The sequence below is a fragment of the Sporosarcina sp. G11-34 genome (assembly GCF_026931025.1).
Genome location: NZ_JAHNZW010000012.1, coordinates 52,492 through 75,884, shown reverse-complemented (window position 1 = coordinate 75,884; position 23,393 = coordinate 52,492). Strand labels below are relative to the sequence as shown.

22 protein-coding genes are annotated in these 23,393 nt (G+C 40.2%); 16 read left to right on the top strand and 6 right to left on the bottom strand.

Annotation, left to right across the window (positions count from 1 at the left end):
- Positions 1–52: 52 nt before the first annotated feature.
- From KSU66_RS16245 to yhaM, 5 genes are all read left to right on the top strand, one after another.
- Positions 53–952: an ABC transporter ATP-binding protein gene (locus KSU66_RS16245; RefSeq protein WP_269052520.1), complete on the top strand. Its 900-nt coding sequence runs from the start codon at positions 53–55 to the stop codon at positions 950–952.
- Entirely contained in the window at positions 945–2,204 is a 1,260-nt protein-coding gene (locus KSU66_RS16240) for an ABC transporter permease (protein WP_269052519.1), read from the top strand. Before KSU66_RS16245 ends, KSU66_RS16240 begins: the two co-directional genes overlap by 8 nt.
- A gap of 138 nt (positions 2,205–2,342) precedes the next feature.
- Positions 2,343–3,563, top strand: coding sequence for a metallophosphoesterase family protein (locus KSU66_RS16235; protein ID WP_269052518.1), 1,221 nt, complete (start codon positions 2,343–2,345; stop codon positions 3,561–3,563).
- A 9-nt stretch (positions 3,564–3,572) separates the two neighbouring features.
- Positions 3,573–6,455 carry an ATP-binding protein gene (locus KSU66_RS16230; RefSeq protein WP_269052517.1) on the top strand — a complete coding sequence of 961 codons (2,883 nt, stop codon included), beginning with the start codon at positions 3,573–3,575 and terminating at the stop codon, positions 6,453–6,455.
- Positions 6,455–7,393, top strand: coding sequence for a 3'-5' exoribonuclease YhaM (yhaM, locus tag KSU66_RS16225; RefSeq protein ID WP_269052516.1), 939 nt, complete (start codon positions 6,455–6,457; stop codon positions 7,391–7,393). Before KSU66_RS16230 ends, yhaM begins: the two co-directional genes overlap by 1 nt.
- A gap of 50 nt (positions 7,394–7,443) precedes the next feature.
- Here yhaM and KSU66_RS16220 read toward each other — a convergent pair whose 3' ends face one another.
- A complete protein-coding gene (locus KSU66_RS16220; RefSeq protein ID WP_269052515.1) occupies positions 7,444–8,319 on the bottom strand; it encodes a peptidylprolyl isomerase in 876 nt (291 codons plus the stop codon).
- Positions 8,320–8,463: 144 nt separating this feature from the next.
- On the opposite strand from KSU66_RS16220, the gene KSU66_RS16215 reads away from it, so the two are divergent.
- Positions 8,464–8,556, top strand: coding sequence for a YjcZ family sporulation protein (locus KSU66_RS16215; protein WP_269052514.1), 93 nt, complete (start codon positions 8,464–8,466; stop codon positions 8,554–8,556).
- A gap of 114 nt (positions 8,557–8,670) precedes the next feature.
- Here KSU66_RS16215 and KSU66_RS16210 read toward each other — a convergent pair whose 3' ends face one another.
- From KSU66_RS16210 to KSU66_RS16190, 5 genes are all read right to left on the bottom strand, one after another.
- Complete coding sequence (locus KSU66_RS16210) at positions 8,671–8,856, bottom strand: hypothetical protein (protein ID WP_269052513.1); 186 nt, start codon at positions 8,854–8,856, stop codon at positions 8,671–8,673.
- A 79-nt stretch (positions 8,857–8,935) separates the two neighbouring features.
- Positions 8,936–9,508, bottom strand: coding sequence for an HTH-type transcriptional regulator Hpr (locus tag KSU66_RS16205; RefSeq protein WP_269052512.1), 573 nt, complete (start codon positions 9,506–9,508; stop codon positions 8,936–8,938).
- Between the two features lie 135 nt (positions 9,509–9,643).
- Positions 9,644–10,006, bottom strand: a complete 363-nt coding sequence (locus KSU66_RS16200) for a YtxH domain-containing protein (RefSeq protein WP_269052511.1) — start codon at positions 10,004–10,006, stop codon at positions 9,644–9,646.
- Positions 10,007–10,302: 296 nt separating this feature from the next.
- On the bottom strand, positions 10,303–10,827 hold the full coding sequence (locus KSU66_RS16195; protein WP_269052510.1) for a tryptophan transporter: 525 nt from the start codon (positions 10,825–10,827) through the stop codon (positions 10,303–10,305).
- Between the two features lie 111 nt (positions 10,828–10,938).
- Complete coding sequence (locus tag KSU66_RS16190; protein WP_269052509.1) at positions 10,939–11,364, bottom strand: HIT family protein; 426 nt, start codon at positions 11,362–11,364, stop codon at positions 10,939–10,941.
- A gap of 147 nt (positions 11,365–11,511) precedes the next feature.
- On the opposite strand from KSU66_RS16190, the gene KSU66_RS16185 reads away from it, so the two are divergent.
- From KSU66_RS16185 to KSU66_RS16140, 10 genes are all read left to right on the top strand, one after another.
- On the top strand, positions 11,512–12,261 hold the full coding sequence (locus tag KSU66_RS16185) for an ABC transporter ATP-binding protein (protein WP_269052508.1): 750 nt from the start codon (positions 11,512–11,514) through the stop codon (positions 12,259–12,261).
- Complete coding sequence (locus tag KSU66_RS16180; protein WP_269052507.1) at positions 12,245–13,450, top strand: ABC transporter permease; 1,206 nt, start codon at positions 12,245–12,247, stop codon at positions 13,448–13,450. The genes KSU66_RS16185 and KSU66_RS16180 overlap by 17 nt, the downstream gene beginning before the upstream one ends.
- Positions 13,451–13,591: 141 nt before the next feature.
- Positions 13,592–13,828, top strand: a complete 237-nt coding sequence (locus tag KSU66_RS16175; protein ID WP_269052506.1) for an IDEAL domain-containing protein — start codon at positions 13,592–13,594, stop codon at positions 13,826–13,828.
- Positions 13,829–13,974: 146 nt separating this feature from the next.
- Positions 13,975–15,957 carry an excinuclease ABC subunit UvrB gene (gene uvrB, locus KSU66_RS16170; protein WP_269052505.1) on the top strand — a complete coding sequence of 661 codons (1,983 nt, stop codon included), beginning with the start codon at positions 13,975–13,977 and terminating at the stop codon, positions 15,955–15,957.
- A gap of 7 nt (positions 15,958–15,964) precedes the next feature.
- Positions 15,965–18,838 carry an excinuclease ABC subunit UvrA gene (uvrA, locus tag KSU66_RS16165; protein WP_269052504.1) on the top strand — a complete coding sequence of 958 codons (2,874 nt, stop codon included), beginning with the start codon at positions 15,965–15,967 and terminating at the stop codon, positions 18,836–18,838.
- A gap of 67 nt (positions 18,839–18,905) precedes the next feature.
- On the top strand, positions 18,906–20,111 hold the full coding sequence (locus KSU66_RS16160) for a DUF4097 family beta strand repeat-containing protein (protein ID WP_269052503.1): 1,206 nt from the start codon (positions 18,906–18,908) through the stop codon (positions 20,109–20,111).
- Between the two features lie 298 nt (positions 20,112–20,409).
- Positions 20,410–21,360: an HPr(Ser) kinase/phosphatase gene (gene hprK, locus KSU66_RS16155; protein WP_269052502.1), complete on the top strand. Its 951-nt coding sequence runs from the start codon at positions 20,410–20,412 to the stop codon at positions 21,358–21,360.
- Positions 21,361–21,363: 3 nt separating this feature from the next.
- The gene (lgt, locus tag KSU66_RS16150) at positions 21,364–22,170 is read left to right on the top strand and encodes a prolipoprotein diacylglyceryl transferase (protein ID WP_269052501.1); all 807 of its coding nucleotides are present in this window, start codon (positions 21,364–21,366) and stop codon (positions 22,168–22,170) included.
- Between the two features lie 21 nt (positions 22,171–22,191).
- Complete coding sequence (gene ppaX, locus KSU66_RS16145) at positions 22,192–22,845, top strand: pyrophosphatase PpaX (protein WP_269052500.1); 654 nt, start codon at positions 22,192–22,194, stop codon at positions 22,843–22,845.
- Positions 22,842–23,375 (top strand): acyltransferase, encoded by a 534-nt coding sequence (locus KSU66_RS16140; protein ID WP_269052499.1) that lies wholly within the window; start codon positions 22,842–22,844, stop codon positions 23,373–23,375. The genes ppaX and KSU66_RS16140 overlap by 4 nt, the downstream gene beginning before the upstream one ends.
- Positions 23,376–23,393 lie beyond the last annotated feature (18 nt).

The window sequence follows — 23,393 nt, the reverse complement described above, 5'->3', positions numbered from 1 at the left end:
TTGATTCAGGCTCGTATAGACTAGTAGTAAGAAAGAGGAAAGGGGAAACAACATGGCTTTAATACTTGAAAATGTAACGAAACGATTTGGGGATGTTACTGCTGTTGATGGGCTAACATTAACGGTTGGCGAAGGGACGATGTATGGATTTTTAGGTGCGAATGGGGCTGGTAAAACAACGACATTCCGTATGATTCTTGGATTACTGAACGCGAATGAGGGGCGCATTACTTGGAACAATAAACCGATTGGTTATGAAACGAGTCCCGAAATTGGGTATTTGCCGGAAGAACGTGGCCTATATCCAAAAATGAAAGTACAGGACCAGCTCATTTTCCTAGGGCAATTACGGGGCATGAAAAAGAATGACGCAAAGCTTTCATTGAATAAGTGGTTGGAACGTATGGAGATTTCTCATTATGCAAATAAAAAAGTAGAGGAGCTTTCCAAAGGGAACCAGCAAAAAATCCAAGTTATTGCGTCACTAATGCATAATCCAAGACTGCTAATTTTGGATGAACCATTTTCAGGTCTGGATCCTGTGAACGTTGAAATGTTGAAAGAATCTATCCTGGAATTTAGGAATGATGGGGCGACGATTGTATTCTCAAGTCACCGCATGGATCATGTCGAGGAATTGTGTGAGCAATTAAGTATTATTCACCATGGAAAACAGATTGTTAGCGGCACGCTTCGTGATGTAAAGCGCTCCTTTGGTAAACAGAACGTCCGCATTCATTCCGATAATGATCTTTCGCAACTTGGAAAAATTTCAGGTGTTACTTCAGTGGCTAAATCTATTGAAGGCGCAGTGTATCAGGTTGAATCTGAAATTATTGCCGATAAATTACTGAATGCCGCCTTAAGAGCGGGTCCAATTCGTCATTTCGCGATTGAAGAACCGTCACTACAAGACATTTTCATCGAAAAGGTGGGGAAAGTGCATGCGTGAATTCATGATTATTTTTAAACAGGCCTTTATAACGAAAGCGAAAACGAAATCATTCATCGTTACTACAGCAATTATGATTGCATCAATATTTCTATTTGCAAACCTCTCCTCCATTATTGATTCGGTCAAAAGTGTGACAGGGGGGGATTCCGAAGAAGTCCTTTATGTTATCGACGATAGCGGTGTACTGGCCGAACAGTTAGCGACCCAATTTAATACGAATGAATCAGGAATTATCATAGAAGAGAGTAAGGAATCGGTACAAAAACTAACGCAGCAAGTAAGTGAAGGAGAAATTGATTCATTCCTTGCCGTGGGACTAAGTTCGTCGAATACAATAGAAGCAACTTTCACATCGATGAATGCAATGGAGTTGAATCTTCCAATGATGATTGGAGACGCATTGCAGTCAATTCAAACAGAAATAAAAGCGGAGGAATTGTCGTTGTTACCTGATCAAGTACAAACGCTCTTCGCACCAATAGAATTTAAACAAGAAGCGGTGTCAGCATCAGCTAAATCTGAGGAGGAGCTGAACCAAGCACGAGGTCTCGTCTATGTACTGATGTTTTTGATATACTTCGCGGTCATTTATTACTCGAGTATGATTGCAACAGAAGTGGCAACGGAGAAATCTTCACGCGTTATGGAAATTCTTATTTCGAGCGTTTCGCCGGTGAAGCATATGTTTGCTAAAGTTTTAGGCATTGGATCTCTCGGTCTTTTACAAATGGCACTTTTGGGTATTTCCGGATTTATAGCGATGCAAACGACATCCTCGGACTTGGCCGATGGGGCAGCTTCCTTTTTGGGTTTCTCTGATATGAAAGTGACTACAATTATCTATGCAGTTGTGTTCTTTTTACTTGGATATTTCCTTTACGCAACTCTTGCGGCTTTATTAGGATCGCTCGTTAGTAGAACAGAAGACGTCCAACAGGCAATTATGCCAATTATGATTCTTGTTATCGTTGCATTTATGATTGCAGTTACCGGACTTAGTAATCCGGATATGACTTACGTAAAATATACTTCCTTCGTTCCATTTTTTGCACCTCTGGTAATGTTCTTGCGTGTAGGGATGCTTGATCTACCTATGTGGGAGCCATTATTGTCAATTGGCATTATGCTCGTGACGATATTTATACTTGGTTGGTTTGGTGCACGCGTTTACCGCGGCGGTGTTCTAATGTATGGCCCGTCACGGTCATTGAAAGACATTAAGAAAGCCATTCAGCTAGGGAAAGAATAACGGATTGGATTTCATACCCCCGCGACTGGTTACATTAGTTGCGGGGTATTTTGATTTTATTAATATTAGTCTCCTACTAATATTCAAATCTTTGTGATAAAATAGGAACAAGTATTCGTTCTATGGAGGAGGGTTTATATGTCGACGATTCGTTTTATTCATGCGGCTGATTTGCATTTGGATAGCCCGTTTAAGGGAATGACTGAGCTACCTATGGACCAATTAACAAACTTGCGTGCCAGTACATTTACCGCATTTGATAGGCTAATTGAACATGCTCTTCAATCAACCCCAGATTTTGTTCTCATCGTGGGGGATATTTACGATGGAGAAAATCGTAGTTTGCGTGCCCAATTGAAATTTCAAGAAGGAATGGAAAAATTACATGAAGCAAATATACCTGTCGTCATCTCTTACGGAAACCATGATCATTTAGGCGGAAGGTGGACCCGATTTGATTTACCGTCCAATGTGCATGTATTTTCGGAAAGTGTCGGGAAGAAGCAGCTAAACATTCGGGGGCAAGACGTATTTATTTATGGATTTAGCTATAAAGAACGTCATATTCGTGAAGCGATGATAGAACACTATCCGGTAGCAGATAACCATGATGTATTCCATATCGGTACGGTGCACGGTAGTCTAGCCGGTGATGAATCGCATGCGGTTTATGCTCCTTTTAGGAAAGAAGAATTGCTTGCGAAACATTATAATTATTGGGCACTTGGCCATATACATCTTCGCCAGCACATACACGCTGAACCACCGATTGTTTACCCTGGTAATATACAAGGGCGGCATCGGAATGAGCGTGGTGAAAAAGGATTTTATGAAGTGGAACTTTCAAAAACTGGTGCATTACTTGAATTCATTCCAGCTTCGGCGCTTGTCTTTGAACGATTAATAATCTCGTGTGAAGGCATACGTCATGCCAATGAATGGCTAAAGGCTTGTACAGAAGCACTTGATTCATTTAGGGCAGAGCGAGGGGCTGCTATTGTTGAATTGACAATGGTTGATGTAGATATAGAAACTGCATCTCTGTTTAGTCAATCGACTAACGAGGAATGGCTTGGTGTGCTTCGGGAAGCTACCGGAGAAGGAGAGCCGTTCATTTGGGTGCAATCGATATTATTGACGCAACAGGGGGCGGCAGGGGCAGTATCTAGTGCACTTCAGCAGTCTGTGCTTGGAATGATGGATGAATGGACTGAAGAAGATTGGAAAGAGATACTGAACGACGTTTATCAACATACGGCAAGCGTGAAGTATTTAGAGTTATTAACGGCAAATGCAATAGCCGATGTAAAAAAAGAGGCTGTTTCGATATTTGCAGCGGAAAAGTTGGAAATAGAATGAGGTGGCACTGTGAAAATTGAACAGCTGATCATTTATGGTTTTGGAAAACATGAAAATGTTACTGTTGAATTAGGGTCTGGTATGAATGTGCTCTATGGTTTAAATGAAGCCGGCAAGACGACAATTCAGCAGTTTATACTCCATGTGCTATTTGGGTTTCCACAGCGTAATAGCGCGACACTTCGATATGAACCGAAAATGGGTGGGAAATATGGTGGAAAGATTGAACTATTGGATGACATTTACGGTCGATGCTCAGTCGAACGAGTACGTGGAAAATCCGCGGGCGATGTCACGGTCCGTTTTGAAGACGGGACGCGGGGAGGAGAAGAGGCGTTAAAGGAGCTTCTTCGTCACTATGATCGCACCTCGTTTGAATCGATTTTTTCGTTTTCACTTCTACAATTACAAGGCTTTGAGAAAATGAATGAGGAAGAACTAAGCCGAACCCTACTTGCATCTGGAACTACGGGCGTTGATTCACTTTTACAAATGGGTAAACAGATGGAGAAAGAGATGGGCGAGCTATTTAAAAAGTCAGGCAGAAATCCTGCTATGAATGTAAAAATTAAGGAACTCCGAAATCTGGAAAAAGAAGTAAACGAAGAACAGCTAAAAGTGGCGGAGTACATGCCGTCGATTGAAAGGATTCATGAGATAGATAAGCAGCTTTCTTTATTAAATGAAAAAGAGAGAGCCCTGAAAAAGCATTTACAGCACTTAACGATTTTGCAACAACTACTTCCGCTAAAAAAGAAGAAAGAGGTTCTTGAGAAAGAGCTTGCTCAATTAGGTAAAAGTGATTTTCCTTCGGATGGTATACGCCGTTTCGAATCGCTTTCTGGAAAGCTAAATGAAACAAAGGCAACGAAACAAAGAATAGAAGAAGAATTGGCTGAGATGGAAGCGAGAATTCCGACAAGCCATCAGCCTGAACGTATTAAGGCAATTGAATTATTGTTGGCGAAAGAAACAGAGTGGCACGGATGGCGGTCGGCTCTAGTCTCCGGACAGGATGAGATGCGGCGTTTAAATGGTTTAAAACAACGCCTTTTCGACCGTTTGGGCGTGCGAGAGAAAGAAATAGAAAAGGTTCTTTTCGAAGCTGACGTGTCGATTAGAAAAGAAGAAGAAATGCACGAGTTGCTCAATGGAATGAATGAAACGAATAATCAACTTGGTTTTTTGGAAACTCAACTTACGGATAAGAAAGAAGAATTGATCAAAGCAAGGTTAAAATATGCAGCATTGGAAACACCAAGTGACGAGGAAATCAAACAAGCACGCGAGTGGCCAAGTATTCGACAACAACTTGCTGAAGCAAAAGCCTATGTTTCATTTGGGCGAAGCGGAACGAAAAATAAAATGCACATATCGCCAATTATATTGTTCATTACTGCACTAATTTTCATAGCTGTAGGTATAATACAAAAAGGATTGCCCATTGTCGTTATAGGCGTTATCATAGGTGGGATTGGTGCTTTCCTTTATTCGAAAAAGGGTCCTGAACATGACTCGAAACTTCAGGAAATGAAGCAATTTATTTCCAAGTATGAGGGGCAAGAGCATGGGATGGAGAAACTGATCGCCCACCTTGAATTGTATGGGCGGGAGAAAGAACGGTTTGAAGAAGTAATCCAAGAACTAGAGTTGTCATTGGCATCACTCGAAATGAAACACGATGAACTTCATATCCGAGGTCGTCAAGCAGAGTTGATGTTTGATGTGTTTATCCAAAACTATGGTTTCGATGGGCTTCCATCGCCGGGGATTGTTCCAGAATTATTTAGAATGATTCGCGATGTGCAAGAAGTTGGTCGCGATCTAAGTGAGGTTGACAGACGTCAACAAATAGTTGAGAAAAATCTTGTTAAGCGAACTGAAGAAGCGGAAAAGGTATTGCAACATTTTGTACCACCAGAAGCAGTTTATGAATTGATGAGGAAAGAATACAATCAGTTATCCGAAGAATCCGAGACGATGAAAACGATAACAGCGAATATGCAGCGATTGAGACCGATGCTTGAAGAAACCACCGCATTATTGAGCCTACAAGAGGAAAGTTTATCCGCACTATTGACTGAGGCCGATGTCGAAACTGAAAAAGATTATTATAAATTGTATGATATCCATCAGAAAGCCAGCGAGTTAAAAGAACAATTATCGGCTGTTGAAATACAAATGACAGCAAGTGATCCACAGGATTTGGAAACATTTACAACTGAAGAAGAGTTGACTAAGAATGTTGCTGAATTTGAAGGAGAATTGTCAACCATCGAAGAAAAGTCTACTGGGCTTATTTATGAGAAAGCAACACTTGCTAATAAAACAGAGGAACTATTAACAGATGAGACATATGGTCATAAGATTCAGATGTTTGAAATGAAAAAAGCTGAACTTGCAATGCTTGCTAAGGATTGGTCTGCACGAAAAGCAATATCGGAAGCAATTAATCGAACGATGAGTGAATTAAAAGAGGAGAAACTTCCAGAAGTACTTCTGCGTGCTGAAAATATGTTTAAAAAGCTGACGAATGAGAAGTACGATGGACTAGTTGTGACTGGAGATGGGATTTTTGAGGCTGTGTCGGCAAGTGGTATGCGCTATCCGATTATAGAACTTAGTCAGGCCACAAAGGAGCAGGCGTATATATCCTTGCGCCTTTCGCTTGCGGAATCAGTATTCAAATCAGCACCATTTCCAATCATAATGGATGATCCATTCGTTCATTTTGACGAAGAGCGACTTTCGCGTATGATTGAGTTACTCGATTCTTTAAAAAATCAACAATTTATCTATTTTACTTGCCATAAAAAGATGAAGGACAAGTGGATAGATGGTAAAGTTATTAACGTTTCTAATATTGGAAACGAAAAGGGGGCGTTCGTTTAATGAAAAAATTAATGGACTACAAAGTAGGAGAGACTTTTGAACTTTACCTACTAATCAAGCAGGCAACGACAGGTGTGACAACACAAGGAAGTTCATTTATGACACTCATTTTACAAGATAAAAGTGGGGATCTTGATGCGAAATTATGGGATACGACTGAGAAACATGTGAAATTGTACCCATCTGGAACAATCGTAAAAGTAGGTGGGGACATACATGAATATCGCGGGAAAAACCAAATGCGTATTAAAAGTATTCGTCCAGTGAAAGAAGAGGAAGGTATTTCGATTTCGGATCTTGTTCCTTCCGCGTTAAAAAGCAAAGAAGTTTTGTTTGAAGAGCTTATGCAATTTTTCTTTGAAATGGAAAACCCGAACATCCAGCGAATTACAAGGCATGTATTGAAAAAGCATGAAGCAGAATTTAAAACGTATCCGGCGGCAACGAGAAACCACCATGACTATGTTTCAGGGCTTATTGATCACGTCGTTTCGATGTTGAAGCTTGGCAAATCCATAGCAGATTTATATCCATCACTGAATAAAGATCTATTGTACGCGGGAATTATCCTTCACGACGTAGGTAAGGTAATTGAACTCTCGGGCCCAATAGGAACGCAGTATACGGTGGAGGGTAATCTTATTGGACACATTTCAATCATGGTCAATGAAATCACTAGAGCAGCGGATGAATTGGAGATTTCTGGGGAAGAGGTAATGCTGTTGCAACATATGGTATTATCACACCACGGGAAAGAAGAGTGGGGAAGCCCGAAGCGACCAATGTTAAAAGAAGCGGAAATGCTTCATTATATTGATAATATTGATGCAAAGATGAATATGCTTGACCGGGCACTCGGCAAGACAAATCCTGGCGAGTTCTCTGAACGAATATTCCCATTGGATAATCGCTCATTTTATAAACCTTCATTTGAATAAAACAAAAAGGCTATCCACAAGTTTTTATGTGGATAGCCTTTTACTTATACTTATTTTTCTTCTGGTTTAAGAAATTCATCAAGAGAACCTTTAAACGATTCGTCTTTAATTTTTACATCTGCATTTTTCAGAAGTTCGGTAAGCTTATCTTCAAATAGTGTAGCTTTAATGCCTTCTTCAATTTTAGGAGTTAATTCTTCTAGTGTACCTTCGATTTCGGCATCTCTTGATTCTAGGACCTCGATAACGTGGTAACCAAAGCTTGTCTTAACTGGTTCACTAATAACTTTTTCTTCAAGAGCAAATGCTACCTCTTCGAATTCAGGAATCATTTTACCTAGACCAAACCAGCCAAGGTCTCCGCCGGTTTCTTGTGCAACTTCCTCTGTTGAGTATTCTTTCGCTAATTTAGCGAAGTCCCCACCGTCTTTAAGATCAGCAATTACTTTATTGGCTGTTTCTTCATCTTCTAGAAGAATGTGACGTGCGTGAATTTCTTTTTTCATTTTATCGTATTCAGCTTTGATTTGTTCTTCAGGAACTTCATCCAATGAGTCAATCAGTTTCTTTTGAAGTAAAGAAAACTCGAATTGTTTTTCGAAAACATCTTCTGTAATACCGCTTTGTTCAAGGTAAGCTTTAAAAGCAATCTCATCGCCAATCTCTTCTTTTTGTTCTTTAATAGCTGCTTTTAATTCTTTGTCAGTTACTTTAAATTCATTTTCAATGGCCTTTTTTAGAACCAGGTTTTGGAATACTTGAACACCGATAGAGTCTTTCATTTCTTGAACGAGTTCTTCACTTGTTATATCTCCAGCTTTTGTTGTAGCGAGTATTTCATTAGAGCCTTTTACGTCTTTGTCACTGCATGCTGATAATGCAAGGACAAAAGCCGCCATAGTTAGTGCTAATATTGTTTTTCTCATAATATCTTCTCTCCTAACATTAGTGTGCAACAGTAGATACTATACCATAAATACGCTTTCAAAACAAAATCTATTATCGGTTTATTTGCCTATAAGCCTGAGGATGGTACGCATAGGATAGATAGAGAGAGAGGGGGTGCTCCCGTGAGCGGATCTTACCAAGGTTCTTCCGGTTTTGCGTTAATTGTGGTGTTGTTTATTCTTTTGATTATTGTCGGCGCAGCATATGTTTATTAAGCAGTGAAAATCGACATAAGTGTCTGGTTTTAAAAAAAGTCCACAATCCCTCTAAGGGATTGTGGACTTTTCTTAATGAGCTTAATATGCGTAAGTTTTAAGGCTCATGAATCTTTACAAAGCTAAGAACACCTGAACGAAAAAAGATAACATTAAAACAGTGACAAGAATATTTACCGTCCCGTATATTTTAGGTTGTTTCTCTTCAGGGATTTCCTTGGATTCACAAAGTGCGAATGTCATTCTATTTATTTGATATAAGTAAAATAATGAGAATAGAACTGTAACTACAAGGATCAAACTGATTTCCTCCCCTTTAACCATCTAGTTTTAATAGTAGCAGAGTATAGCCCGAAAAGGAATACATCCATGCTCAAGATTATTCATTATCTGTAGATTTTACCGTGCTGGATAATTCCCCAATCGAATCATCGAATGTTTTTTCTATGTTTTCAAAACCACTTTCAAATATCTCCATGAAGTCTTCGCCGTAAATATTACGGATTACAGACATGACTTCTAGGAACTCGGGGAATTTACCATGTAATTGTTTAAGTGGGAGGGAACCGTCTAAAATACCGTGTTGCGTATCGTAATAATTTTTGTTCATCTCGAGAATTAGGCTTTCTCCGGCTTCAGTTACTGAAACATATGTATTTCTCCGGTCATCATCTTTTTTATAAAATAATAAGTAACCACGTTCCTCAAGCTTTTTTGAGAAATTGAAAGCAGTCGAAACATGCATCACGCCGAATTTCGCAATTTCCGAGATGGTTGCTCCTTTAAGGTGATAAGAAATCCATAAAATATGGTGCTCATTAATATTTAAGTCATAAGGTTTAATCCACTTTTGCCAATCTTTCTCTACTGCTTTCCAAAGTGCTTTTGACATCTGCGCAACGCGTTGACTGAAGATCATTGCCTCTTTCATTGAATAATTTTCTTCCGACATGAGAAACACCCGCTTTCGAAAACCTCTTTCTTATATTATAGCAGGAAAGCAAACGAGAAAGAAGTGCGAATAGCAAAAATACTATAAAATTAAACAAAAGGTTATCCAAGTGGAGATGGATAACCTTTTGTTTAATTATTTCTGCTGTGCAGCAATTGTTTGTTCAAGGTTTTCGAGTGCATCTTGAATTGCAGAAAGTTCTTGTTCTAGACGATTCTTATTTGGTTCTGTTGTCTGTTGCCATTTATCGAAAGATTGTTTAAAGCCATCCACCGCTTCGGGGATAGTTTCTTTCGCTTCTTTTGTAAGTTTTGAAATAGATCCTTTTAACTTGATAATTTTCACCTTTACGTCGTCACACATCTCCAATAAATCTGTAGATGCGTCTTTAACGGTTGTTCGGATTTCACTCCCCGATTTAGGAGTCGAATAAAGAACGGTGACGGCTGCTGCAACAGTGCCAGTTGCAATGCCAAGGAAAAAAGTAGAAGCTTTCATAAAATAACGCACTCCTTTCATTAGAAATAGTATTCTCTATACTATATAGGTTGAACTAAAGATTTTCACTAAATATGAAAGAAGTTGAAATGAAAAGTGGAAAGTAATCTTCCACTCATCATCTCGGCGCTCCCTCTTTTGTGGACATCGCCTTATTGAACGAGATTATGGAGTGTGCTCAAATGAGATGTCAGACACATTAGTTCAATCTATATAGTGTAATTAAACCACGCATTCATGAGATGAGCAAACAAAAAAAGTTTTCCGCAACATGGCGGAAAACTTTATGTCTTTATTTAATTGGTAATTGGCTTAGAAAATGATGTTCGATCCATTACTTTTATAACGATCGGTTTGATGACGAAGAATGCAACTGCGTTTAAAGCCATTGCTGGAAGTACAACAGTTACAAAAAGCGGACCGAATGGAAGCTCTACACCTAGGATGAATATTGCGACTGATAAAAAGATTGTTCCAGATAACAGTGTGCCAAATCCAACAAGGACTGTAGATGCAATTAGGTTACTTGTAACATTTTTAACAATCACAACAATTGCAAATATCACAAATGCCGTCACAAACTTATCGATAATGTTTGGGAAAAGCCCCATTGGAAAGGAAGAGAATAATCCAGAGATTACACCTGTTGTGATGGCTAGCAAAAATACGCTGCGCACATCCGGGAATAAGAAAATTCCTATGAACATCATTGTTAACATGAAATCTGGTTTCATTCCACCATTAATTCCTGGAATGACTAAATATAAAGCAGCACCTACGGCAACTAACATCGCCATTAAAACTAAATTCTTTGTTTTCATTTCTATTCTCTCCTCAGCTCAGCTCATTTTTTATTTCTCCTATCGTATCCTCATGATCGATAGCGAAAAACTTATCTTTGATAATACAGGAAGCCTAGCTACCATGCAAGCTTAATTTTGTAGCTTAGCACGAAGTACAGCGGCTAGTTCTTGGATTCGTTCTGGTGTATATTTACTTTGTTTAGTTTCCCAAGTCGGTTGGAATCCATCTGTTTCATCGTAACGCGGGACGAAATGTAAGTGGAAGTGGAAAACACTTTGTCCGGCAGGTGCTCCATTATTATTTAATAAGTTCATGCCTGCTGGGTTAAATTCAGCTTTCAGCACATTTGCAATTTTTGGTGCTGCCGCAAATAAACGCGCCGCTTGCTCCTCAGAAAAATCATAGATGTTTTCTATATGTTTTTTTGGAATAAGAAGGACATGACCTTTCGTTACTGGCATAATGTCCATAAAGGCGTAAACGTGTTCATCTTCATAAATTTTCGCGCTCGGAATTGTTCCTTCGATAATCTGACAAAAAATACAAGTAGACAAATCAGCACTTCCTTTCATTATTTAGATAATTGTAGCATATTTTAACTTGAATCGAAGATTAGATGTAATTACGGATGATGAATATGCAAAGGACAAGACATTTAACTCGCGTGTTTGCTAAAATGAAATAAAGAATGGGGGATTGACATGCCAATTGTTGAATTAAAAGAAGTGACAGGAGGATATTCTCGTAAACCTGTCTTACATGATTTGTCGTTTGAAATTGGAAGAGGTGAACTTGTTGGCTTGATTGGGCTAAATGGGGCCGGGAAGAGTACAACAATTAAACATATTATTGGCTTGATGAATGCCCACAGCGGTGAAATCCGTGTAGACGGTGTCACTTTTAAAGAGGATCCAGAAAAGTATCGAAAATCATTTACGTATATTCCAGAAACGCCAATTCTTTATGAAGAATTAACTTTACGTGAGCATCTTGAACTGACTGCGATGGCTTACGGTCTTGATAAAGAAGTGTTTGAAGCTCGCTCGGCATCCTTATTACGTGAGTTTATGATGGAAAAAAGACTGCGTTGGTTCCCAGCGCACTTCTCAAAAGGAATGCGACAAAAAGTAATGATCATGTGTGCCTTTCTTGTGAACCCACCACTGTATATTATCGACGAACCGTTTGTTGGTCTTGATCCGATTGGTATAAAGTCACTTCTAGAACAAATGTCTGAGCGAAAAAAAGAAGGTGCATCCGTACTGATGTCGACACATATTTTGTCTACAGCTGAAAAACACTGTGATAGAATCATCCTGCTCCACGAAGGAAGGTTGCGCGCGAAGGGAACAATGGATGAACTACGGGAAGCGTTCGGAAGACCAGACGCGTCGCTAGACGACTTATACATTGCAATGACAGAGGATAATAATCATGAAGAATTTGCGTGAGCTATGGGGAGCCAGATTCCTTCATTACATGACCGAATTTCAAAAGTATATGAAATATGTGTTTACAGGTCACCTCGCTATTGTTTTTGTTTTCACAATAGGTGCAGGAGGTTACGCCTATAGTGAATGGCTAAAAGAAGTACCGGCAGACTTTCCGACTGCACTGTTAATCGCTGTTCTCATAGGGGCGGCAGTAACCTATTCGCCCGCAGTAACCTTACTGAAACCCGCGGATGCTGTTTACTTTTTACCTATGGAGACAAAACTCCATAACTATTTAGGGCAAGCATTGCGATGGACAACTTTTTCGCAGCTTCCATTGCCCTTTATTCTCTATGTTATTGCATTGCCACTTCTAGCCGCGACGGAAACAGGGTCGAAAATGATTCTAATTTGGTTGGCGGTTTTCATCTTTGTCTTAAAGTGGATCTACGTTGAAACAGAATATTATGTACGACATGCTCTTGGTGGGGAACGAATTTGGCTAGACCGCACAATTAGGTTTTTATTGGCGGCGCTACTTATTTATAGCTGGTTAAGTCAGTATCCGTACCTCATTTTATTAGTGAGCGTACCTATTGGAATTTATGGGACGTATTGGCGAAGGATGAAGAGTTACAAGCCGTTCCCTTATGATCACATTATATCCTTGGAACAGAATCGAATGATGCGTTTTTATCGTTTTGCAAACTATTTCACAGATGTACCACATTTGAAAGGTTCGGTAAGTCGTCGTGTGTGGCTAGGATTTTTAACAGGATCCCCGAAATTTGGAAATGATGATACCCAGTCATATTTAGTTAAACGGACACTTATTCGAACCGATGATATTTTTTGGTTATGGGTGAGACTTACGGTGATTTCAATAGTCGGTGCATCGTTCATTTCAATTCCAATGGTAATCTATATTTTTTCCGGAGCGCTTGCATTTGCTTCGGCAATTCAACTAATCTATGCGCTGCGTGCGGGAGAAGAATTCCGAATGGATATGCTATTTCCTGAACGGAAAAATACGCGTCCGGCGGCGATTCGGAAAACGGTTCGATTTGTGCAGTGGATCCAAGCTCTATTGCTTATGATTGCAGCATTCATCGCATATGGGATAACGCCAACTCCCTTCCTCCTCGTCGTCATTGTTTTAATTGTTTCTGAAGGAACAATCCAATTAACAAAAGAGAAACAAGAATAAAATAATGAATACCGCTTAAAGGAAATTCCTTGAAGCGGTATTTATCTTTAACACAATAAAAATAAAAAGAAAATTCGAAAAAGTCCTTGCAACTTACCCACCATGTTATATAATAATTAAAAGGCCACAGGGGTGAGCGGAGTGGAAAACAAGTATTCGTATGCTAAGTTCATAATGGCAGTTGGAAGAAATAGTTCTACGGTCCAGGCAGAAAAACTGTTAAGTGAAATATATATGGACCTGTTTTTGAAAGGCATTCACCGTGAACAAATCAAAGAACGTCTTGTTACCCTAATTGACCAATCACTCGATAATCGTGATGAAAATGGATTTCTAGAATATTCTAGGCAATTAGAGAAGTTTGAAGATGCAATTTGATATAGAAAAACGCTGCAGATTGCGTCAATGCAGCGTTTTTTTTTGTAAAAAACAAAATAAAACAAACGTTCGCTTTTCGTTCGTGTAATTAAGGGGAACATGATAAGATAGATACAGTAGAAACAATTCTTTTTGGGAGGGAAAACATGACTCAAAATTTTGATTTGCAATCCCCATATAAACCGGCAGGAGACCAACCACACGCAATAAAAAAATTGTTGGAAGGGTTGGAAAAGGGTGAGAAGCACCAAACACTTCTTGGGGCAACTGGGACCGGAAAAACATTCACCGTTTCGAATGTCGTCAAAGAAATTAATAAACCAACACTCGTAATGGCCCACAATAAAACGTTGGCCGGGCAACTATATAGTGAATTCAAAGAGTTTTTCCCAAATAATGCAGTTGAATACTTTGTAAGTTATTATGACTATTTTCAGCCGGAGGCGTATGTTGCGCATACCGACACCTATATCGAAAAAGACGCAAGCATCAATGATGAGATAGATAAACTACGTCACTCGGCGACAGCAGCGTTATTTGAACGATCTGATGTGTTAATTGTTGCATCTGTTTCCTGTATTTATGGCCTAGGTTCTCCAAAAGAATACCGGGACCTCGTTGTTTCTGTTCGAAAAGGGATGGAAGTCGACCGCAACGAGTTATTACGGAAATTCGTTTCCATTCAATATGTACGTAATGATATTAGTTTTACCCGTGGGACATTTCGTGTACGGGGCGATGTAGTTGAAATATTTCCAGCATCACGTGATGAACGGTGTATCCGCATCGAGTTTTTCGGTGATGAAATAGACCGGATTCGAGAAGTAGATGCGCTAACAGGAGAGGTTACCGGCGAACGGGAACATGTCTCCATTTTTCCAGCATCCCATTTCGTAACACGTGAAGAGAAGATGGAGGAAGCGGTTGAGAATATTGAGGCCGAACTCGTAGAGACTTTGGAACAATTAAAGAGTGAAGACAAACTACTAGAAGCGCAACGACTTGAACAGCGTACACGCTACGATTTAGAAATGATGAGGGAAATGGGTTTCTGTTCGGGCATTGAGAACTACTCACGGCACCTAACGCTAAGGCCCGCTGGAGCTGCGCCCTATACATTAATCGACTATTTCCCGGATGACTTCCTACTAATTGTAGATGAAAGCCATGTGTCGTTACCGCAAGTCCGTGGCATGTTTAACGGAGATCAGGCGCGGAAGAAAGTGCTTGTCGACCACGGATTTCGTCTACCTTCTGCTTTGGATAACCGTCCATTAACATTTGCGGAATTTGAGGAGCGCGTGCATGAAGCAATTTATGTTTCGGCAACTCCTGGTCCTTATGAAATTGAGCATACGCCCAATATGATTGAGCAAATTATTCGTCCAACTGGCTTACTCGATCCGACAATAGATATTCGTCCCATTAAAGGTCAAATTGATGATTTAATTCACGAGATAAATGAACGAACAAAGAGCAATGAACGCGTCATTATTACGACTTTAACGAAAAAAATGTCGGAAGATTTGACCGACTACTTAAAGGAAATCGGCATAAAGGTGACCTATCTTCATTCTGATATAAAAACGCTTCAAAGAATTGAAATTATACGAGAGCTTCGCCTTGGTACGTATGATGTTATCGTTGGCATTAACTTACTTCGAGAAGGGATTGACATACCGGAAGTTTCACTCGTGGCGATACTCGACGCAGACAAAGAAGGTTTTCTCCGTTCTGAACGAGCACTCATCCAGACAATTGGACGTGCGTCCCGTAATTCGAACGGACATGTCATCATGTATGCTGATAGAATGACGGATTCGATGACCAAAGCAATTGATGAAACGAAACGCAGACGTGATATTCAGCGCACGTACAATGAAAAACATGGCATTACACCAACGACAATTATAAAAGAAATTCGCGACGGTATTCGCGCTACTGAAGTGGCAGAAGAAGCCGAATCATATATTGAAAAAATCACCCAAGGGAAAAAGCTAACGAAAGAAGAGAAGAAGTCATTGCTTGATGTACTTGAAAAAGAAATGAAGGCTTCGGCTAAGGCACTTGATTTTGAACGTGCCGCAGACCTAAGGGATTCGATTTTGGAACTAAAAGCAGAAAGGTAGAATGCGCATGAGAAATAAGGAAATCGTTATAAAAGGTGCAAGAGCACATAATTTACAAAACATTGATGTGAATATACCTCGTGATCAACTGGTCGTTGTGACTGGGTTATCTGGTTCTGGAAAATCCTCGCTTGCTTTCGATACAATTTACGCGGAGGGTCAACGACGATATGTAGAATCACTTTCGGCATATGCACGACAGTTTCTAGGCCAAATGGACAAGCCGGATGTAGATTTAATTGAGGGCTTGTCACCAGCGATTTCCATTGACCAAAAAACAACGAGCCGAAATCCGCGCTCGACAGTAGGAACCGTTACGGAAATATATGACTATTTACGACTTTTATATGCGCGAGTAGGAAAACCGATATGTCCGATTCACGGGACAGAGATATCATCCCAAACCATTTCACAAATGGTCGATCGGCTGATGGAACTCCCTGATCGCACGCGTATTCAAATCCTTGCCCCAATTATTTCAGGACGAAAAGGAACACATGTGAAGTTGTTCGAGCAAATAAGGCAAGAGGGGTATGTTCGGGTACGTGTGAATGGAGAGATTATCGACCTTGATGACAATATCGAACTAAATAAAAACAAGCGCCACAATATTGAGGTCATCATTGATCGGATTGTTATAAAAGATGATATTGCAGCACGCTTAAGCGACTCGCTTGAATCCGCACTTCGTCTTGCAGATGGCACAGCCCTGGTCGATGTCATTGACGGGGAAGAGTTACTGTTTAGTGAGCACCATGCTTGTCCACTATGCGGATTTTCAATTGGTGAACTTGAACCGCGTATGTTTTCATTTAACAGCCCATTTGGCGCTTGCGGAGAATGTGATGGACTAGGAACGAAATTGGAAGTGAATCCTAAACTAATTATTCCAGATGATTCATTATCATTGAAGGATCATGCGATTGCGCCGTGGGAGCCAACAAGTTCACAATATTATCCCGAGTTACTTAAGACGGTTGCCAAACATTTTGGGATTTCAATGACGGTCCCTGTAAGTGAACTTCCAGACGATCAACTTGCGATCATCTTAAATGGTTCAAAAGATGAGAAGATACGCTTTCGGTATACGAATGAATTTGGCGGCACACGCGACAGTGACATTTATTTTGAAGGCGTTTTGTCGAACGTTGCACGCAGGTATAGAGATACGTCATCAGATTATGTACGTGATCAAATGGAAAAGTATATGGCGCAACGTCCATGTCCATCCTGTAAAGGTTATCGTTTGAAAGAAGAAACCCTTGCAGTGAAAGTAAATGGTGTGCACATTGGGAAAGTAACGGAATTATCGATAGTAGAAGCGAACGATTTCTTCAACGAACTTCAACTATCTGAAAAAGATCAGCAGATTGCAGAATTAGTATTACGTGAGATTGGGGAGCGCATCGGATTCCTTATTAATGTGGGCCTTGATTATTTAACGTTGTCAAGAGCTTCCGGAACGCTTTCGGGCGGAGAGGCTCAACGTATTCGTCTTGCCACACAAATTGGATCAAGACTAACAGGTGTCCTTTATATATTGGATGAACCCTCTATTGGGCTTCACCAACGCGATAACGACAGACTTATTGGGACGCTGAAAAATATGCGGGATATTGGAAATACGCTCATCGTTGTGGAGCATGATGAAGACACCATGTTGGCAGCCGACCATCTAATTGATATGGGGCCAGGTGCGGGTATTGATGGGGGTAAAATCGTTTCCCAAGGGACTCCGGAAGAAGTGAAGAATGATCCGAATTCGCTGACGGGACAATACTTAAGTGGTAAAAAGTTCATACCGCTCCCACTGGAACGACGGAAGTCCGATGGCCGTAAGATTGTCATAAAAGGTGCGGCTGAAAACAACTTGAAGCGTGTAAATGTTGATATTCCTTTGGGCCAATTTATCGCTATAACGGGGGTATCTGGTTCAGGAAAAAGCACATTGGTAAATGAAATACTTTATAAAGTGCTTGCCCAAAAATTAAACCGTTCCCGCCAGCAACCTGGTGAGCATAAATCGGTAACAGGTGTGGAACAACTTGAAAAAGTAATTGAAATTGATCAGTCACCAATCGGACGCACGCCAAGATCAAACCCAGCAACCTACACGAGTATGTTTGATGATGTGCGGGATGTTTACGCATCAACGAACGAGGCGAAAGTTCGTGGCTATAAAAAAGGGCGCTTTAGTTTTAACGTAAAAGGTGGTCGCTGTGAAGCGTGCCGTGGTGACGGCATTATCAAAATTGAAATGCATTTCCTACCTGATGTCTACGTGCCTTGCGAAATTTGTAATGGTAAACGTTATAACCGTGAAACTTTAGAGGTACTCTATAAAGGAAAAAACATTGCAGATGTCCTTGCGATGACGGTCGAAGATGCGCTTGTATTCTTTGAAAATATACCAAAAATTAGCCGTAAGCTTCAAACTATTGTGGATGTAGGTCTTGGCTACATTAAGTTAGGGCAATCGGCGACTACTTTATCGGGCGGTGAAGCGCAGCGTGTCAAGCTAGCTTCTGAATTACACAAACGCTCGTATGGAAAATCATTTTATATTCTAGACGAACCGACAACAGGTCTTCATACGCAAGATATTGAAAGGTTACTTGGTGTATTACAACGGCTCGTTGATACGGGAAATACAGTGCTTGTCATCGAACATAACTTGGATGTTATCAAGACAGCTGATCATATTATTGACCTTGGCCCCGAAGGCGGGGATAAAGGCGGACAAATAATTGCGACAGGAACACCAGAAGAAATTGCAAAATCTAAAAAGTCCTATACAGGACAGTATTTGAAACCAATTCTCGAGAGAGACCGAAAACGAATGGAAAAACTAATTAAAGAAGCCGAATCAGTCGAGAAATGAAACCTTTTACTCTTGGAACCGTATATATACTAATGGCATTGAGAAATCCAAATTAGGAGGCGGAAACATGCAAAGTAAGCGAAAACGTATTTTAACAATGTTGGAAAACGGTACAATTACAACTGATGAAGCACTCACACTGCTTGAAAACTTAAGCAGTCCGCAAGCAGATATGGAAAAGGAAATTCAAGAGCCTACAGTAGAAATGCCACAAGCTGAAGAAGTAGAGGCTAAGGAACATAAAGAAGAGCCAACGAAAGACAAAGGTTCATCAGAACAGAAGGCTGATGGGGCAGATTCATCGGAAAAAGAGGAGCAAACGATGGATGAATTCCTCGAAGATCTTCGCAAAGACTTTACAACAGTCGGCGATCGATTCATGCAGTTTATGCAAACAGCCGTACAGAAAGTAAAAGGTTTTGATTTTGAATCGCCATTTGGTCACGCAACAACTTTTACGCATACAATTACGAAACCGATGAAAAAAATAGACGAGTTGATCATAGATATAGACAACGGTAAAATAGCAATCCATTGCGTAGACGAAAAAGAGGCGCGTGCGGAATTTACCGTAAAAGCCTATAATAACGAATCAGAAGAAGCCGCAAAAGCAGAATTTCTTGAGAAAATCCTGTTCGTGACAGACGAGAATAAATTAAGAGTTTCAAGTGCTATGAAAATGACACAGGTAGATGTGGATTTATATGTGCCAAAGAAAAAGTATGCGAAACTATCTGCGCGACTTATGAACGGTGCGTTTGAAATGAGAGACACAGACGTGGACAATACTCGCGTAAAAACTTCAAATGGTAAAATTGATGTTGAAAACCTAACATTCAAAGATGCAATTTTTGAAACTGCAAACGGGTCAATTAGGCTAAATAAAATTAGCGGCGATACACTCTCTGCGGAAACATTAAACGGGCGGGTGTATGTTGATGGCAGCTTGAAAGATGTTAAAGCACAGTCGCTTAGTGGACATGTGGTCATCACAACAACGAACGCGGAAGCGGAAAGCATAAACGCGAAATCAATGAGTGGCTCAGTAGAACTCTATGTTCCGGCAAACAGTGCTTTGTCAGGGGAAATTGCATCGAATATGGGCAGACTCGATCTTCAATTAGATGATGTCAATCGTACTGCAGAACACGAGCAACTGCTTCAGCGAACTATTCGATTTGAAAAAGAATTTGATGACAAAACACCGCTTCGAATTTTCGGAGAAACAAAAACAGGTTCTGTGCTAATTTGTTATAACGCTACGGCACAATGACTTATAGAATTGGAAAAGGGACAGTCTAACAATCTGGAAGTAATTGGGTTGTTGGATTGCCCTTTTCTTTTATTTGTGGAGTCGCTAGAGTTAGGTAATATCTCCTCGGAATTTCGGATGAAAATAGGTAGAGTGGGTTCACGCACCCTTTCCAGTTTCAACGGTTAGCTTATTTAGTGAGTACCTTTAATCAGACTTAATTATAGTTGGATATAAACATGTAAGGGGCGACAACTTTCTAAATTATGTTAAAGTAAAGACAGGTAGGTAATGAAATCGAAGAAAAGGTGGAATGTTTATGTCTCATGTAACAGCTAGAGAAGTCCAAGATAAATTAGACCTAGAGCTCTGCGCGGGTGAAAGAGGATTAGATAGGAAAATACATAAAAGTGATATCTCAAGACCAGGTCTTGAAATGGCAGGATATTTTAATTTTTATCCTGCTGATCGTGTTCAACTTCTTGGTAAAACAGAGCTGTCTTTTTTTGCAATGCTAGACGAAGACAAGCGTATTAGTCGTATGGGAAGACTTTGTGCTGAAAATACTCCGTGTATTGTTATTGCACATGGAATGGATGTCCCTGTTGAGTTGGCCGAAATCGCTGAAAGAGTTGGAATACCGGTATTTAAAACGAAAACGGCATCCACTCGTTTTTCAGGTATGTTGACGAATTTCCTTGAGGGCAAGCTAGCGCCTATGACAACCATCCACGGAGTACTCGTAGATGTGTATGGCATTGGAATACTAATTACAGGTCAAAGCGGCGTTGGGAAAAGTGAAACGGCACTTGAGTTGGTCAAACGTGGCCATCGACTTGTTGCGGATGACCTCGTAGAAATTAGGGAGGTTTCCCAAAACGTATTGATTGGAAATGCACCGCCACTCATTGAACATATGTTGGAAATTCGTGGCGTTGGGATTATCGACATTATGAACTTGTTTGGCGCAAGTGCGGTTAAAAGCGATAAACGTGTTTTAATCGTTATCGATCTAGAGCTCTGGGAACCTGAAAAGATGTATGAAAGACTAGGGCTTGATGAAGAGAAGATTCAAATTATGGAGACGAAATTAACAAAACTGACAGTCCCTGTTCGTCCAGGACGAAATCTATCTGTAATCATCGAAGTTGCTGCAATGGATTATCGTATGAAACGGCTTGGTATCAATGGAGCACAAGACTTTTCAGATAAGCTAAATCGTGTTATTGGCGAGAGTCCTGGTCAAAATAAGAATGAGGGGAAAGATTGATAAATGGTTGACTTACTCGCTATAAACCCAATCGCATTCTCACTTGGCGGACTACATGTTCGTTGGTATGGCATATTAATTGCTACTGGTATTATCCTTGGATTTATTGTCGTACAACGTGAAATGGTTAAAAGAGGGATGCATCCAGACTTTCTAACGGATTTACTCGTATGGGCAGTCCCAATTGCAATCATTAGTGCGCGAATATATTATGTTGTTTTTTCCTGGGGCTATTATAAAGATAACCTAGGCGAAGTTATTCAAATATGGAATGGCGGTATTGCCATTCACGGTGCACTTATTGGTGCATTCATTACTACTTATGTATTTACGAAACGCCGCGGCATTTCATTTTGGAAAGTTGTGGATATTGCAGTTCCAGGTCTCCTTATAGGTCAAATTATCGGCCGATGGGGAAACTTTATGAACCAAGAAGCACACGGTGGGGCTGTTTCAGAAAAATTCCTTAATACAACAATTATTCCAGACTGGATAATGAACCAAATGACAATTGAAGGCGTGACATATCATCCAACATTTTTATATGAATCCATGTGGAATCTAGTTGGTTTAGTCATCATAATACTGCTACGAAAAGTCGCGCTTAAACGAGGCGAAATGTTCCTGTTTTACCTCACTTGGTATTCATTCGGGCGTTTTTTCATCGAAGGTATGCGAACAGATAGTTTATATGGTGGAGTTTTGCGTGCAGCGCAAGTGGTGTCCGTCGTTACAATCGTCATTGCTGTCCTATTATTCGTGACTAGGCGCTATGTACAAAAAATAAAAACAACCTACCAAGATAAATAACTAGAGAGGATACAACCAAAGATGACAAAAAAAATAACGGCACTATTATTTGATTTAGATGGCACGTTACTTGATACGAATGAATTAATTATCGGGACGTTTGCCCATGTATTAAACAAACACTTCCCAGGGCAATATGGAAGGGAAGAAATCCTTCCTTTTCTAGGACCGACTTTACATGATACATTTAATAAAGTAGATCCAAACAATGTAGAAGCACTTGTTGCAGAATATAGGGAATGGAATATTGCAAAGCACGATGAGTTAGCAAGTGAATTTGATGGTGTTTCTGAAACTCTTCACTTATTAAAAGCACAGGGCTTCAAGATGGCGGTTGTTTCAACTAAGAAAAACGATATGGTAATGAGAGGGCTTGATCTTCTCGATGTCGATGGCATTTTCGACGTTGTTATTGGATTAGATGACGTTACAAATCCAAAGCCGGACCCAGAACCAATCTTACTTGCGCTTGACCGATTAGGCGCAAAGAAAGAAGAAGCGCTTATGATTGGAGATAACTTCCATGACGTCGAGGGCGGCCAAAATGCAGGAGTACGAACGGCAGGCGTTGCATGGACCATTAAAGGTGAGGCATTTTTACAAGCATTTAACCCAGACTATATGTTGCAACATATATCGGACCTACTAAGGATTGTTGAGGAAACAAATAAGTGAGACGGACAGAGCGACATCCCGCGGAGGGCGGAGTGAATTCACTTTGGCATATTTATAAAACGGTGTCGTTTTTTAAAGTGGCAAAGAACTTTGCGGTCATCCAACTATCCAGGTATACGCCGTTTATCTCAATGAAAAATTACTTGTTTCGAGCGTTTTTAAAGATGGAAGTAGGAAAGACGACTTCCTTTGCGCTGATGGTCATGCCAGATGTGATGTTTCCAGAAAGAATCAAGGTGGGTAATAACTCGATAATTGGGTACAATACGACGATACTTGCACATGAATATTTAATAGATGAATACCGGGTTGGTGATGTCATTATTGGCGATAACGTCTTAATCGGGGCGAACTCAACAATTCTTCCAGGTGTTAAAATTGGAGATGGCGCTATTGTTTCAGCGGCAACCCTTGTTAACAAAGATATCCCGCCGGGCGTATTTGCTGGTGGCAATCCAGTAAAGATTATATTCACAAAAGAGCAGATGGAAAAACGTCAAGCAGAATCATTACTTGAGGAAAAAAGTTGAAGTTGGCTTGAATCTGTC

Excerpts from the sequence above, each read along its gene's own strand:
- KSU66_RS16185 (WP_269052508.1), top strand. The coding sequence starts at position 11,512 with ATGCCAATTGTTGAATTAAAAGAAGTGACAGGAGGATATTCTCGTAAA.
- lgt (WP_269052501.1), top strand. The coding sequence starts at position 21,364 with ATGGTTGACTTACTCGCTATAAACCCAATCGCATTCTCACTTGGCGGA.
- KSU66_RS16160 (WP_269052503.1), top strand. The coding sequence starts at position 18,906 with ATGCAAAGTAAGCGAAAACGTATTTTAACAATGTTGGAAAACGGTACA.
- uvrA (WP_269052504.1), top strand. The coding sequence starts at position 15,965 with ATGAGAAATAAGGAAATCGTTATAAAAGGTGCAAGAGCACATAATTTA.
- KSU66_RS16195 (WP_269052510.1), bottom strand. The coding sequence starts at position 10,827 with ATGAAAACAAAGAATTTAGTTTTAATGGCGATGTTAGTTGCCGTAGGT.
- yhaM (WP_269052516.1), top strand. The coding sequence starts at position 6,455 with ATGAAAAAATTAATGGACTACAAAGTAGGAGAGACTTTTGAACTTTAC.
- KSU66_RS16220 (WP_269052515.1), bottom strand. The coding sequence starts at position 8,319 with ATGAGAAAAACAATATTAGCACTAACTATGGCGGCTTTTGTCCTTGCA.
- KSU66_RS16200 (WP_269052511.1), bottom strand. The coding sequence starts at position 10,006 with ATGAAAGCTTCTACTTTTTTCCTTGGCATTGCAACTGGCACTGTTGCA.
- KSU66_RS16180 (WP_269052507.1), top strand. The coding sequence starts at position 12,245 with ATGAAGAATTTGCGTGAGCTATGGGGAGCCAGATTCCTTCATTACATG.
- ppaX (WP_269052500.1), top strand. The coding sequence starts at position 22,192 with ATGACAAAAAAAATAACGGCACTATTATTTGATTTAGATGGCACGTTA.
- KSU66_RS16235 (WP_269052518.1), top strand. The coding sequence starts at position 2,343 with ATGTCGACGATTCGTTTTATTCATGCGGCTGATTTGCATTTGGATAGC.
- KSU66_RS16245 (WP_269052520.1), top strand. The coding sequence starts at position 53 with ATGGCTTTAATACTTGAAAATGTAACGAAACGATTTGGGGATGTTACT.
- KSU66_RS16205 (WP_269052512.1), bottom strand. The coding sequence starts at position 9,508 with ATGTCGGAAGAAAATTATTCAATGAAAGAGGCAATGATCTTCAGTCAA.
- hprK (WP_269052502.1), top strand. The coding sequence starts at position 20,410 with ATGTCTCATGTAACAGCTAGAGAAGTCCAAGATAAATTAGACCTAGAG.
- uvrB (WP_269052505.1), top strand. The coding sequence starts at position 13,975 with ATGACTCAAAATTTTGATTTGCAATCCCCATATAAACCGGCAGGAGAC.
- KSU66_RS16240 (WP_269052519.1), top strand. The coding sequence starts at position 945 with ATGCGTGAATTCATGATTATTTTTAAACAGGCCTTTATAACGAAAGCG.